The organism is Tenacibaculum sp. TC6 (genome assembly GCF_050606265.1).
In the GTDB taxonomy this organism is placed as follows: Bacteria; Bacteroidota; Bacteroidia; order Flavobacteriales; family Flavobacteriaceae; genus Polaribacter.
Genome location: NZ_JBOCUK010000006.1, coordinates 21,265 through 35,313 on the forward strand (window position 1 = coordinate 21,265; position 14,049 = coordinate 35,313).

The window sequence follows — 14,049 nt, forward strand, 5'->3', positions numbered from 1 at the left end:
GAATTAATGAGCTAAATTATTAATATTTAAACTGATTTTTTTTCCAGTACCAAGCAATAATAAACCCTATAATGGCCCCGCCTATATGAGCAAAATGTGCAATATTACCAATTGAGTAGCTAGTTAATCCAAAGAATAAATCAATAAGAATAATTCCCGGAATAAAGTATTTAGCGGCAATAGGAACCGGGAAAAATATCATAGCTAACTTAGCATTAGGAAAAGCTAAACCAAAAGCGACTAATACTCCGTAAATAGCTCCTGAGGCACCAACAGCTGGCGTGTGATATAAAGCATAAAACTCACTCATTGTTTTATTAGAAAGAGAAATCACAGCTTCATTGTACTGTCCGGTATCTAATATTTGTTGAATTTCAGTCCCAGATACTCCCATATTAATTAACTGATCGTAAATACCATTAAATTGGTAATAATTTACAAGCGTGTAAATTAAACCAGCACCGATACCAGCAGAAAAATAGAAAAATAAAAACTTGTTTCTTCCCCACATATGCTCTAAAGGAGTACCAAAAGCCCACAAACCATACATGTTAAATAAAATATGCCATTCATTGGCATGCATAAACATATGAGTTACATATTGCCAAACTCCAAAGTGTTTGTTTTGAGGTAAGTGTAAGGCAAATAAATTTGTCAAGTCCATTTTTAAAAGTAATGGAGCAACAAACATAATTACGTTTATAATAATTAAATGCTTAATAGCATCTGTTAATTTAGGCATTTTAGTGTTTTTTACGCAGTTTTATTTAAACCTAAAGATTTAGCTAAAATTACTTAATCTTTTTGGTCGTTGAAATTATTTATTTGTTAAAAATTGCATCAATTTCTTGTAAAGATAATGTTTTAAAAGTAGGCTTACCAAACGGAGAAATTGAAGGTTCTTTGCATGAAAACAGATTGTTAACTAAGTTTTCTTGCTCTTTTATAGTTAAAGTTGTACCTGTTTTAATGGCCAAAGATTTAGCAAAAGATTTAGCCATGACATCAAAATGACTAAAACTGGCATCAGGAACTTCCATTTTAATATCATCTAAAAGTTGTTCTAAAATAAGGGTAATTTGACTTTCAGTAATAGAGGTAGGAATTCCACCTATAACTACACTCTCTTTAGTAAACTCTTCAAACATAAAACCAGCACTTTCCAAATCAGATTTTATGCTGTAAATCATTTCAATATCACTTGAAGAAAAAGAAATAGAAACAGGAAATAATAGTTGTTGACTACTAGCTTCTTTAACAGTAATGTTTTCTAAAAATTCTTCATATAATATGCGTTGGTGCGCAAGTGATTGATGAATTAAAACTACTCCGGACTTTATAGAACTTAATAAATACTTTTTCTGAATTTGAAAGGTTTTACCTGTTTCAGATTCTTGATGAGCTTCAAAAAGTTGCTCTTGTTTTACAGGTTCCGCATCTTCAATTTCCGTATATAAGGCATCCCAATTCCCTACCTCTTTTTTATAGTTAGGTTGGTAACTTTTTTGACTAAAATCATTAGAAGAAGAACTTCCGGTAGTCTTAGAACTGATTTTAGAAACAGACTCATAATTATGATCTGTTTTGAAAGGATTAAAGTTTGGGTCTACTGTTATAGGAGGAACAGAAGGTGTATCATTTTTACTATAATTGTAAGGAGTATCTAGGTTGGCATCTCTGTCAAAATCCAGTATCGGAGCTACATTATATTGACCTAAGCTGTGTTTTACCGTAGCTCTTAAAATAGCATACAAAGCTTTTTCATTGTCAAATTTAATTTCTGTTTTTGTAGGGTGAATATTTATATCAATACTATTTGGAGGTACATCCAGATATAAAAAATAGGAAGGATGTGATGCATTGTCTAAAAGTCCCTCAAATGCATTAACCACCGCGTGATTTAAGTAAGAACTTTTAATAAAACGGTCGTTTACAAAAAAGAATTGTTCACCTCTTTTTTTCTTTGCATATTCAGGTTTAGCAACAAATCCGGTAATCGTAATAATATCTGTTTGTTCTTCTATAGGAACTAATCGTTCATTCATTTTACCACCAAAAACTGCTACAATACGTTGACGTAAATTGCTTTCTTTAAGATGATATACTTCGTTATTATTATGATGTAATAAAAAAGCAATATTAGGATGTGCTAAAGCAACGCGCTGAAATTCGTCAACAATATGACGTGTTTCTATAGTATCTGATTTTAAGAAGTTTCTACGTGCAGGGATGTTATAAAATAAATTTTTAACCGCTATACTTGTACCTTTAGTGGTTGCAGTAGCTTCTTGTGAAACTACGGTACTTCCTTCAATTTTTATTTGTGTACCCAGCTCTTCATTGTCTTGTTTTGTTTTAAGTTCTACATGAGCAATGGCAGCTATAGAGGCAAGTGCTTCTCCACGAAAGCCTTTTGTATGGATATTGAATAAATCTTTAGCTTCTCTGATTTTAGAAGTTGCATGTCGTTCAAAGCAAAGTCTGGCATCAGTAGAGCTCATTCCTTTTCCATCATCAATTACCTGAATTAAAGTTTTTCCGGCATCTTTTAAAAGTAATTTAATAGAAGTTGCTCCGGCATCAATAGCGTTTTCAAGTAATTCCTTAACAACAGATGCAGGACGTTGAACTACTTCTCCGGCAGCTATTTGATTGGCTACGTGATCGGGTAATAATTGTATTATATCAGACATTAATTAATTCTTGCTAAAAAAAATTGAGAGATCAAAATCAATAATATATAAAAAGATCAAGACTAAAATAGCGACGATAATGATTATTGTTTTATTAAAACCACCGTATTCTGAAGATTTAAACTCATTAATAGCAGCACTAAATTTTCCTTTTAAGCTTTTTCTTTTTCCTACAGTATTTCTGTATTCATCAAACTTATGCTTAAACTCATACGGGTTTCCATCACCTTTATAATAGCGCGGCTGGTAGTCAAACTTTTTATTTTCTCTCTTAATAAATCCCATAAAATAGTTGTTTTAAAGGTGTAATAAAGCAAAAACTACACCATAACAAGCGAAGAATCAAAGTTACTGAATTAAAAACAGGCGGTCAAGTAATATTGTCAAAATAGCATTTATATAAAAAAGAAACAAGCCAAAAGTTGCTAGTTATAACAGCTTTTGGCTTGTACTAATTTTAGTTAAGGCGTTTTTAAAAACCTACAGAATTTGATTTTCTTCCTTGGTTTTTTATAGCAGCCATTTTTATAGCAGCTACGGCACATTCTATTCCTTTATTACCTAGTTTCCCACCAGATCTATCAATAGATTGTTGTTTAGTGTTATCTGTTAAAACACAGAAAATAACAGGGGTGTCGTAGTTGATGTTTAAATCTACAATTCCTTGAGTTACTCCGTTACATACAAAATCAAAATGCTTTGTTTCTCCTTGAATTACATTGCCAATAGCTATAATGGCATCTAATTTTTGAGTTTCTATCATTTTTTTACATCCATAAACTAACTCAAAACTACCGGGAACTTCCCATGAAATAATATGTTCACTTTCAGCACCACAGTCAATTAAAGTATCAATAGCTCCTTGATGTAGGTTTTGAGTAATTTCCGGATTCCATTCTGAAACAACAATCCCAAATCGAAAAGGTTTCGCATTTGGGATTGAAGCTTTATCGTAATAAGATAAATTTGTTGTTGCCATTTATTTTTTTTAATCATTTCTAATTTTATCTAAGCAAAAGGTTTTGGGTAAAAACCGCTTTTGTGTTTCGAAATGACAATACTTGTTGTTTTAATTATTGTGCATATTTAGCACCATTGATATATTTTTCAATATCTCTACCTTGATCTGTTTCAGCGTATTTTTGTTTAATGGTAGTAAATAAACTTTCAGCTTTACCGTACTCTTTTAATTCCATAGCTGTTTGACCGGCTTTGAATAAAAATAAAGGAGTTGTAAATTGATTATCTTTTTTGTTGGCTGCTTTTTCGTAATATTCTAAAGCATCTTTTAGTTGATTAATATCGGCAAAAGCATCCCCTATAGCTCCTAAAGCTGTTGGACCTAATAATTCGTCATCAGATGAAAAATTACTTAAGTATTCAATAGCTTCACTATATTTTTTCATTTTTAAATACGAAATACCTGCGTAGTAATTAGCTAAATTTCCGGCTTTTGTTCCGCTGAAAGATTTAGCAATATCTAAAAATCCATATTTTCCATCACCACCTTCTAAGCCTAAAGTGTATAAAGAATCAGCTGCTTGTCCCGTTGAGGTAGCTGCCTGATCAAAAAAAGTTCTTGGGTAAGCAAGTTCGTTAGAAGCTGTCATTTCAGTTGGTTCAGCAACAAACTTGTTGTAAGCCAAATATCCTAAAATTACTACAGCAACAGCTACTAAACCGTAAAATAAAGGTTTGTTGTTTTTTTCAATCCATTGCTCAGATTTGTTAGCAGCTTCGTCTAAGTTGTTAAACACTTCAGCAGTGGTGCTTTGTGTTTCATCAAACGTTTCTTCTACCTCTTGTACAATCTTCTCTTTTTTTGGTTTGTAACCTTTTTTCTTGTATGTTGCCATAATGCTTAAAAAATTAGTGCCGACAAAAATAGTTTTTTTAATTGGATTTTAAAAACCGAATTTTCGTAAATTTTCAATAATTTGCGCTACCTTTTTAGAAACACTTTTTAGATGTATTTGCAAAAGATTTCATTAGTCAATTTTAAAAATATAGAAACAGAAACATTTAGTTTTCAGAAGAAAATTAATTGTTTTGTGGGAAATAACGGGGTTGGTAAAACTAATGTGTTAGATGCTATTTACTACTTGTCTTTTGCAAAAAGTTACTTTAATTCGGTAGCAGGGCAGAATATTAAGCATGGTGAAGATTTTTTTATGATTGAAGGTGATTATTTACTGCATGATAGAGTTGAAAAAGTAGTTTGTTCTTTAAAAAGAGGACAAAAAAAGTTACTGAAACGAAACGGAAAAGTTTATGAAAAGTTTTCAGATCATATAGGACAGTTGCCTTTGGTAATTATTTCGCCCGCAGATAGAGATTTAATTGTTGAGGGAAGTGAAACAAGAAGAAAGTTTATTGACGGAGTTATATCACAACAAGATAAACAATACTTAACTAATTTACTTTCTTATAATAAAGTATTACAACAACGTAATGCTTTATTGAAGTTTTTTGCAGCCAATAGAACTTTTGACGCTTTAAATTTAAAGGTTTATGATGAGCAATTAATTCATTATGGAACTTTAATACATCAAAAACGTACTGTTTTTTTAGAACAATTTGTTCCTATTTTTAATGCAAAACATACCATTATTTCAGGTGCTAATGAAGAAGTAAATTTGAAATATAAGAGTCAATTACATAAACATTCTTTTGAAGACTTATTAAGTCTTAATTTAGAAAAAGACAGAGTATTACAGTTTTCATCATCCGGAGTGCATAAAGATGATTTAAGCTTTGAAATAGGAGAGTATCCAATTAAAAAATTCGGATCTCAAGGGCAACAGAAATCGTATTTAATAGCTTTGAAACTAGCTCAATTTGAATTTATTAAACAACAAGTAAATGTAACACCCATCTTGTTATTAGATGATATTTTTGATAAATTAGATGAGCATAGAGTGGCACAAATTATTGAGTTAGTAAATAAGGATGAATTTGGGCAGATTTTTATTACTGATACGCATGCAGACAGGACTGAAAATGTAATTAAACAAAGTAATAAAGAGTATCAGATTTTTAAATTATAAGAAAACTGAAAAGATAAGAAATGACAAAAAGAGAAAACGATAGCTTTTCAATAAAAGATTTAATGGGAGCTTTTATTCAGGAAAATAATCTGAAAAAAGGGTTTCAAAAAATACATATAGAAGAAGCCTGGGCTAAATTAATGGGAGCAGGTGTGGCTTCGTATACCGATGAAGTTAAATTACAAAATGGAACGTTGTTTGTTAGGTTACGATCTTCTGTATTGAGAGAAGAATTAAGCTATGGAAAAGATAAAATAGTAAGGATGCTTAATGAAGAAATGGGAGAAGATATAGTAAACAGACTGATGTTGGTTTAATATAAACTTTTGATAAAAGAAGAATTTGAAAAAACCTAATGGTAGTTATAAAGAATTGCAAAAAAATAAAAAAGCCGTTACTATATAGCAACGGCTTTTTATATGATAATAATGTTTTACAAATTAAAACATTTCTCTTCCTGCAAAGTGGAAAGCTCCTTCAATAGCAGCATTTTCGTCAGAGTCAGAACCGTGAACAGCGTTTTCTCCAATAGAAGTAGCAAATAATTTACGGATAGTTCCTTCAGCAGCTTCAGCCGGGTTAGTAGCTCCAATTAAAGTTCTGAAATCTTCAACAGCATTATCTTTTTCTAAAATAGCTGCAACAATTGGTCCGCGAGTCATAAACTCAACTAATTCTCCAAAAAACGGACGCTCTTTATGAATAGCATAAAAAGTTTCAGCGTCACGAGTTGTCATTTGTGTTTTTTTCATTGCTACAATTCTAAAACCTGCAGCGTTAATTTTTTCTAAAATAGCACCAGTATGTCCGTTCTCAACTGCATCTGGTTTAATCATTGTAAATGTTCTATTTGTTGCCATTTTTAAATATCTTCTAAATTTTTAAAGTCGGCGCAAAAATACGTTTTTTAATGTTATTCACAAGTTAAGGATATATTTGAGTGAATTCTTGTAAAACAGTATTGTTTTTTCCCATCATTTTAAATGTAACTTTTTGATTTTCAAAATCTATTTTAATAAGTCCATAACTTAAATCGCTCACTACATTACCGATTCGATATTTATTGGGTTCACTTTTAAAAGCCGAGTAAGAGTGCGTGAGTCCGCTAGAAGTAAAATCGATAATAGGATATGGCATGCTTGAAACCGCTTTTTTTGACAGCTCAGAAATATGTCGATCTCCTGATAAGAAAATGATATTTTTTGCTTTGGAATTTTCAATAAGAGTTAAAAGTTTAGCAGTTTCATCCGGAAAATTAGCCCATTTTTCAAAGCCATGTTCAGATGAAAGCACTTGAATACTACTAACAATAAAATTAAAATCGGCGGTAGATTCTTGTAACTCTTTTTCTAACCACTGCCATTGTTGAGTGCCAAGTATACTACCCTTACCTTTATTGGGTTGAAAACGCATTTTTCCAGTTCCTTTAGTTAAAGCTGTTCTAAAATATCGGGTGTCTAAAAGAATAATTTTAACGCTACCTTTTGGTGTTTGAAAGGTTTGAGCATAATAAACACCTTCTTGTTGTCTTCTTGGAGAGTTTTTATCTACGTCTAAAAAATCTAGAAAAAGTTGTTGACTCTCTTGCTTTTTGCTATACTCTTCCCCACCATCATTGGCTCCGTAATCATGATCATCCCAAGTACCTAAAACAGGAATTGTTTTAGTGAGTTTCAGGTATAAAGAATCTTGTTTTTGTATAGTATATAGCTTTTCCAATTTTTTCATATTGTAGGTATCCGCATATATATTATCACCACCCCAAACCCAAACATCAGGTGTTTGCTGTATAATATCTTGCCAAAAAGGATTGTATTTGTCCTGATGATTGCAAGAACCAAAAGCGATTGTAAATTCTTGACTACTAATACGCGTAATAGAAAAGAATAACAGGCTGAAAATAAGTAGGATATTGTTTTTGTTCATCGTAAGTTTCTTTTCTGCGAAAAAACAAAAAGAAAATGATAAAAAGATTAATAAAACTTTAATTTGTATCTTCGCCACTTATGATTTTGAAACAATTTAAAGAACTACAAGAATTTTTATCGAAACCTCAAAAAGTAGTAATTATAGGGCACAAAAATCCTGACGGGGATGCCATAGGTTCTACTTTGGGTTTAAAACATTATTTAGATAAAAAAGGACATAAGACACAAGTATTAATGCCTAATGAATATCCGGAATTTTTACATTGGATTCCGGGGTCAGAAACCGTATATCGTTTTGATCGTCAAAACAACCAATGTGTTAAAGCTTTAAGGAAATCTACCCTAGGATTTTTATTAGATTTTAATGCTTTGCATAGAGTAGGGTCAGATATGCAAAATACATTAGAAAAATATGAAAATGATTTTGCACTTATAGATCATCATCAACAACCGGATGATTTTACCTATATGTATTCTGATACCTCAATGTCATCTACCTGTCAAATGGTATATAATTTTATAGAAATGATGGGAGACTTGGATTTGATAGATGAAAATATTGCCACTTGTTTATATACAGGTATTATGACTGACACGGGCTCATTTCGTTTTAGATCTACCACAAGTACAACGCATAGAATTATAGCAGATTTAATTGATAAAGGAGCTGAGAATGATAAAATTCACAGTAATGTAAATGATTCAAATACGTATAGTAGATTGTTGTTGTTGGGGCAGGCATTAACTAATCTTGAAATATTACCGGAGTACAAAACGGCTTTCATAACATTAACAGAAGCAGAAAAACAACGTTATAATTATGAAAAAGGAGATACAGAAGGAATTGTTAATTATGCGCTTTCTTTAAAAGGAATTGTTTTTGGAGTTATTTTTATAGAAGATGAAGAGCAAGGAATTGTAAAAATATCTTTCCGTTCTAAAGGAACATTTTCTGTAAATCAATTTGCCAGAAACTATTTTGACGGAGGAGGGCATGACAATGCTGCCGGAGGAAGAAGCGAATTAAGCTTACAGGATACGGTAGCCAAATTTAAATCGTTATTACCAGAGTATAAAAACGAATTAGTATCGTCATATGAAGTATAAAAGTGTAGTTATTTTAGTAGTATTTGTTTTCTTTTCTTGTAGTGAACAAAAAGCAAGAAAACCTAAAAAGCATGGTACACAAAACTTTTATAAAGAAGTAATTCAGAGTAATAAAAAACTCAATAAATTACAAAAGGAACGATTAGAGTTATGGATAGCCAAAGATACGGTTCATAATTATAAAGTGAGTCCTAAAGGTTATTGGTATTATTATGTGAACAAAGACTCACTTCAAACAGCTACTCCAAAATTAAATGATATTGTTGAAATTGAATTTAATATTGCGGATATATACGGAAAAACAATCTATGATTTACAAAGAAGAACTTATAAGGTAGATAAGGAAGATTTTATTCCGGCATTACAAGATGGAATAAAATTGATGAAAAAAGGAGAAACTATTACATTTGTCATTCCTTCTTACAGTGCTTTTGGAGTAACTGGAGATGGAAACAAAATAGGAATTAACAAACCCATACAAAGTACATTAACATTAGTAGACATAAAAAAACAAATTAACAATAATGAAAATAACTAAATTTTTAATAGCTACTGTAGTAGGAATTTCAGTAGTTTCTTGTAGTAAAGGACAATTTAAAACAAAAAGCTCTTTAACTAATGAAGTTGATTCTATCAGCTATGCTATAGGATTAGATATGGCTAGTAAAATAAAGGCAAACTTTGAAGAAATGGATCATGATTTATTTGTTCAAGGATTTAGAAATGGTATTGATTCAACCAATTTATTACTAGATACTAAAGAAGTAAATACAATCATTCGTACGTATTTCCAAAAGAAAAACGAGGAGAGAATGAAGAAAATGCAGGAAGAGCAAGTAAAAAAAGCTGAGCAAGAGTTTGGAGAGTACAAAAAAGAAAATGAAAAATTCTTAGAAGAAAACAAAACTAAAGATGGAGTAGTAACAACTGACAGTGGTTTACAATATGTAGTTTTAAAAGAAGGAAACGGAGAAAACCCTAAAGCAACTTCAAGAGTAAAAGTTCACTATCATGGTACGTTAATAGACGGTACTGTATTTGATAGCTCAGTTGAGAGAAATGATCCGGCTACATTTGGAGTTGGTCAAGTAATTAAAGGATGGACTGAAGGTTTACAATTAATGAAACCGGGAGCAAAATACAAATTCTTTATTCCTGAAAATTTAGCGTATGGTTCTCAACAAAGAGGGCAACATATTAAACCTTTTTCAACGTTGGTTTTTGAAGTAGAATTATTAGAGGTTATTCCACAAGAAAACTTAGGAGACGGTCATTCTAAAGGAGACGGTCACGGTCATTAATAAAATTAAGTATCAAGGCATCAACAGTTAAAAGTTGGTGCCTTTCGTTTTGAAATTAAATAAAATGAGATTAATTAAACTTTTCATATTAATAACTACTATTACTTTTTCTGCATGTAAAACGGTAAAATATCCTAATTTAGATAATGGATTGTATGCAGATATTCAAACTAATAAAGGAGATATATTAATAAAACTTCATGAAAAAGAAGTGCCAATGACTGTTGCTAACTTTGTGTCTTTAGCAGAGGGAAATAACCCAAAAGTAGCTGATTCTTTAAAAGGAAAACGATACTTTGACGGAACTAAATTTCACAGAGTGATTAGAGATTTTATGGTTCAGGGAGGTGATTTTACAGGAACAGGTAGAGGAGATGCTGGATATAAGTTTCCGGATGAATTTCCTTTAAATGAAAAAGGAGAGTTAATTTATAAGCACGATAAAGCAGGAGTGTTATCTATGGCCAATTCAGGGGCTAATACAAACTCAAGCCAATTTTTTATTACTCACAAAGCAACACCTTGGTTAGATGGTAAACATTCTGTATTTGGAATGGTACAATTAGGGCAAAAGGTTGTAGATACAATTCAACAAAATGATTATATCAATCATGTTGAAATTATACGTGTAGGAAATGAAGCAAAACAATTCAATGCTCCTGAAGTTTTTGAAAGTGAATTAGCTAACGTAGCTCAGAAAGAAGAAGAGAGACGTATAAAATTAGAAGAAGCCAAGCAAAGATTTCAAGAAGAAAAAGGAATTAAAGATGCAGTAGCTACTGATTCGGGTTTAAAAATATTATCACTTCAAAAAGGAAGTGGAAAAGAAGTAAATCCGGCTTTACCAACTACAGTACATTATACTTTGTATTTAACAGACGGTAGAAAAATAGATTCAAGTATTGACAAAGGACAACCATTTGTTTTTACAATTAATGAACAAAGTTTAATTGCTGGATGGAAAGAAGGAGTAAAAACAATGAGAGAAGGAGATAAATCAAGATTTTTTATTCCTTACTATTTAGGATATGGAGATAGAGGTATTGGCCCAATTCCACCAAAATCAGATTTAATTTTTGAAGTAGAAGTTTTAAAAGTAGGTAAATAAATTGATTGATAACTTAGTACATTTAGATAGAGAACTGCTCATTTTTTTAAATAATTTAGGAAGTGAGTCTTTTGACGGATTTTGGCTAACCATTACAAAGCAATTTACATGGACACCTTTATTTGTTCTGATTCTTCTTTTAGTTTTTAAAGAATTAGGGGTAAAGAAAGGACTGTTTACATTTTTGTTTATTATAATTTTGGTTGCTTTTTCTGATCAATTTACAAACTTAGTAAAGAATAGTGTAGAAAGATTAAGACCTTGTAATACAGGAGATTTACAAGCGTATTTACGTCAGTTTTCTTATAAACCAAGAGGGTATAGCTTTTGGTCAGGGCATGCATCGTTATCTACCACGTTTACTATGTTTGTTGTGCTTTTATTCAGAAAAAAAATAAAATTTATTTATTTGCTATTTTTATTCCCTCTGATTTTTGGATTTAGCAGAATATATTTAGGAGTTCACTATCCGATAGATGTACTGGTAGGGTATATATCCGGAATTATTTTGGGAACCATTTTTTACCAACTGTATAAAATGTTATATGCATCTGTGTTTAAAGAAGCATATAAATAAATATTAAAAATAGTATTAAAAGTAAAGAAAGCATTTTCGTTAGAAAATGCTTTCTTTTTTTATGAAGTAATTAAAATATTAGTATCTTGCATTTGTTATGCGTGCATAATAAAAAACAAAAACTATCTGATCATGACTAAGTATAAACATATATTTGAACCTTTGGATTTAGGATTTACTACATTAAAAAACAGAGTTTTAATGGGGTCAATGCATACAGGGTTAGAAGAAGAAAAAGACGGAGTAAAAAAAATAGCAGCGTATTATGCGGAAAGAGCAAAAGGAGGGGTGGGGTTGATAGTTACCGGAGGTATATCACCTAATATACAGGGATGGACAGCTCCTTTTTCAGCAAGAATGAGTACTAAAAAGCATGCTAAAGAACATAAAGTAATTACGGAAGCAGTACATAAAGAAGGAGGAAAAATATGCATGCAAATTTTACATACCGGTAGATATGCATACCATCCGTTTAGTGTTGCACCATCAGCAATTAAAGCTCCGATAAATCCGTTTAAACCTTTCGAGTTAAAACAATCGGGAATCAAAAGAACCATTAAAGATTTTGTAAACTCGGCAAAACTGGCTAAAGAAGCAGGGTACGATGGAGTAGAAATCATGGGGTCTGAAGGCTATTTAATTAATCAGTTTATTGTTAAAAGAACTAATAAAAGAAAAGATGAATGGGGAGGTGAGTATGAAAACAGAATAAAATTACCAATAGCGTTAATTAAAGAAACAAGAGAGGCTGTTGGGCGAGATTTTATCATTATTTATCGTTTGTCAATGTTAGATTTAGTTGAAAACGGAAGTTCATGGGAAGAAGTAGTACAATTAGGAAAAGAAATAGAAAAGGCAGGTGCTACTATAATTAATACAGGAATTGGTTGGCATGAATCAAGAATACCTACCATTGCAACCTCTGTTCCCAGAGCTGCATTTACGTGGGTTACACAAAAGATGAAACAAGAAATTTCAATTCCGTTGATTACCTCTAACCGTATCAATATGCCACATGTAGCAGAAAGAATATTAGCTGAAGGTCATGCAGATATGGTTTCAATGGCTAGGCCATTTTTAGCGGATCCGGAATGGGTGAAAAAAGCGGAAGAAGATAGAGAAGATGAAATCAATACTTGTATTGCATGTAATCAAGCTTGTTTAGATCATGTTTTTCAGAAAAAAATAGCAAGTTGTTTGGTAAATCCAAGAGCCTGTCATGAAACAGAATTAAATTACAATCCAACATCTCATAAAAAGCGAATAGCTGTAGTAGGAGCCGGACCGGCAGGATTGGCAGCTTCAACTGTAGCAGCTCAAAGAGGCCATGAGGTTACTTTATTTGATGCGGATGCTGAAATTGGAGGTCAGTTTAATATTGCAAAGCAAATCCCCGGAAAAGAAGAATTCTATGAAACCATTCGCTATTTCAATAAACAAATAGAATTACATAACGTAAGAGTTAAGTTAAACACAAGAGTAACCGCAGAAGATTTAGCAGGAGGGAATTTTGATGAGGTTATTTTAGCTACCGGAATTACTCCTAGAACACCTAAAATAGAAGGGGTTGATCATGAAAAAGTGTTGACTTATATTGACGTGTTGAAATTAAAAAAACCGGTTGGAAGAAGAGTGGCAGTCATCGGAGCCGGAGGTATAGGGTTTGATGTGTCAGAATATTTAGCTCATGAAGGAGAAAGTACCAGCCAAAATATAGATGCTTGGTTAAAAGAATGGGGAATAGATAAGGGGTTAGAAGCAAGAAGCGGTATTGAAGGAATGAGTACTCACGTTGATCCATCACCTAGAGAAATCTTTATGCTAAAACGAAGCAAAGGAAAATTTGGCGGTAATTTAGGAAAAACAACAGGTTGGATTCACAGAGCAAATTTAAAAAAGAAGAATGTACAGTTCATTAATGAAGTTCAGTATACTAAAATAGATGATAAAGGATTGCACTACTTGCAAAATGAAGAAGAAAAAGTGCTGGAAGTTGATAATGTAATTATATGTGCCGGCCAAGTTCCTTTTAAAGAATTATTAGAACCATTACAAGCTAAAGGAATAACGGTTCACGTCATCGGAGGCGCTGATGTGGCGGCTGAATTAGATGCCAAAAGAGCCATAAATCAAGGAAGTAGAGTAGCTGCTGCTTTGTAGGTTATTATAAAAATAAAACCCCTCATCGCTATAAGTTTAGGTGCAAACAGATGAGGGGTCGATTGATAGAGGGGGGACTAATTATGAGTTTTAAAATTCAATAGGTTGTTTTTTTAGCAAAACTACTT

15 protein-coding genes are annotated in these 14,049 nt (G+C 31.8%); 8 read left to right on the forward strand and 7 right to left on the reverse strand.

Going from position 1 to position 14,049, the window contains the following annotated elements; translation table 11 throughout:
• Positions 1-19 precede the first annotated feature (19 nt).
• The 5 genes from ACQY1Q_RS04855 to ACQY1Q_RS04875 form a co-directional block, all read right to left on the reverse strand.
• Positions 20-742, reverse strand: coding sequence for a rhomboid family intramembrane serine protease (locus tag ACQY1Q_RS04855; protein WP_431004160.1), 723 nt, complete (start codon positions 740-742; stop codon positions 20-22).
• A 79-nt stretch (positions 743-821) separates the two neighbouring features.
• Positions 822-2,693, reverse strand: coding sequence for a DNA mismatch repair endonuclease MutL (gene mutL / locus ACQY1Q_RS04860; RefSeq protein ID WP_431004161.1), 1,872 nt, complete (start codon positions 2,691-2,693; stop codon positions 822-824).
• Positions 2,694-2,696: 3 nt separating this feature from the next.
• Positions 2,697-2,978 carry a riboflavin synthase subunit beta gene (locus ACQY1Q_RS04865; protein WP_431004162.1) on the reverse strand — a complete coding sequence of 94 codons (282 nt, stop codon included), beginning with the start codon at positions 2,976-2,978 and terminating at the stop codon, positions 2,697-2,699.
• Between the two features lie 187 nt (positions 2,979-3,165).
• Complete coding sequence (gene ribH / locus ACQY1Q_RS04870) at positions 3,166-3,672, reverse strand: 6,7-dimethyl-8-ribityllumazine synthase (RefSeq protein WP_431004163.1); 507 nt, start codon at positions 3,670-3,672, stop codon at positions 3,166-3,168.
• Positions 3,673-3,766: 94 nt separating this feature from the next.
• Positions 3,767-4,549, reverse strand: coding sequence for a tetratricopeptide repeat protein (locus ACQY1Q_RS04875; RefSeq protein ID WP_431004164.1), 783 nt, complete (start codon positions 4,547-4,549; stop codon positions 3,767-3,769).
• Positions 4,550-4,660: 111 nt separating this feature from the next.
• Between ACQY1Q_RS04875 and recF the strand changes: the two genes are divergently transcribed.
• Both recF and ACQY1Q_RS04885 read left to right on the forward strand, forming a co-directional pair.
• Positions 4,661-5,740, forward strand: coding sequence for a DNA replication/repair protein RecF (gene recF, locus ACQY1Q_RS04880; protein WP_431004165.1), 1,080 nt, complete (start codon positions 4,661-4,663; stop codon positions 5,738-5,740).
• 20 nt (positions 5,741-5,760) lie between these two features.
• On the forward strand, positions 5,761-6,057 hold the full coding sequence (locus tag ACQY1Q_RS04885; protein WP_431004166.1) for a DUF721 domain-containing protein: 297 nt from the start codon (positions 5,761-5,763) through the stop codon (positions 6,055-6,057).
• A 123-nt stretch (positions 6,058-6,180) separates the two neighbouring features.
• Here ACQY1Q_RS04885 and ACQY1Q_RS04890 read toward each other — a convergent pair whose 3' ends face one another.
• Both ACQY1Q_RS04890 and ACQY1Q_RS04895 read right to left on the reverse strand, forming a co-directional pair.
• Positions 6,181-6,600 carry a nucleoside-diphosphate kinase gene (locus ACQY1Q_RS04890; protein WP_431004167.1) on the reverse strand — a complete coding sequence of 140 codons (420 nt, stop codon included), beginning with the start codon at positions 6,598-6,600 and terminating at the stop codon, positions 6,181-6,183.
• Positions 6,601-6,664: 64 nt separating this feature from the next.
• A complete protein-coding gene (locus tag ACQY1Q_RS04895; RefSeq protein WP_431004168.1) occupies positions 6,665-7,666 on the reverse strand; it encodes an alkaline phosphatase D family protein in 1,002 nt (333 codons plus the stop codon).
• A gap of 80 nt (positions 7,667-7,746) precedes the next feature.
• Here ACQY1Q_RS04895 and ACQY1Q_RS04900 point away from each other — a divergent pair, with 80 nt between their 5' ends.
• The 6 genes from ACQY1Q_RS04900 to ACQY1Q_RS04925 all read left to right on the forward strand — a co-directional run bounded on the left by ACQY1Q_RS04900 (position 7,747) and on the right by ACQY1Q_RS04925 (position 13,921).
• Entirely contained in the window at positions 7,747-8,775 is a 1,029-nt protein-coding gene (locus ACQY1Q_RS04900) for a DHH family phosphoesterase (RefSeq protein WP_431004169.1), read from the forward strand.
• Positions 8,765-9,313, forward strand: coding sequence for a gliding motility-associated peptidyl-prolyl isomerase GldI (gene gldI, locus ACQY1Q_RS04905; RefSeq protein WP_431004170.1), 549 nt, complete (start codon positions 8,765-8,767; stop codon positions 9,311-9,313). The genes ACQY1Q_RS04900 and gldI overlap by 11 nt, the downstream gene beginning before the upstream one ends.
• Positions 9,300-10,076 carry an FKBP-type peptidyl-prolyl cis-trans isomerase gene (locus ACQY1Q_RS04910; RefSeq protein ID WP_431004171.1) on the forward strand — a complete coding sequence of 259 codons (777 nt, stop codon included), beginning with the start codon at positions 9,300-9,302 and terminating at the stop codon, positions 10,074-10,076. The genes gldI and ACQY1Q_RS04910 overlap by 14 nt, the downstream gene beginning before the upstream one ends.
• A 64-nt stretch (positions 10,077-10,140) precedes the next feature.
• Entirely contained in the window at positions 10,141-11,184 is a 1,044-nt protein-coding gene (locus ACQY1Q_RS04915) for a peptidylprolyl isomerase (RefSeq protein WP_431004172.1), read from the forward strand.
• Between the two features lies 1 nt (position 11,185).
• Positions 11,186-11,761 (forward strand): phosphatase PAP2 family protein, encoded by a 576-nt coding sequence (locus tag ACQY1Q_RS04920; RefSeq protein WP_431004173.1) that lies wholly within the window; start codon positions 11,186-11,188, stop codon positions 11,759-11,761.
• Positions 11,762-11,893: 132 nt separating this feature from the next.
• Complete coding sequence (locus tag ACQY1Q_RS04925; RefSeq protein ID WP_431004174.1) at positions 11,894-13,921, forward strand: FAD-dependent oxidoreductase; 2,028 nt, start codon at positions 11,894-11,896, stop codon at positions 13,919-13,921.
• Positions 13,922-14,049: the final 128 nt, after the last annotated feature.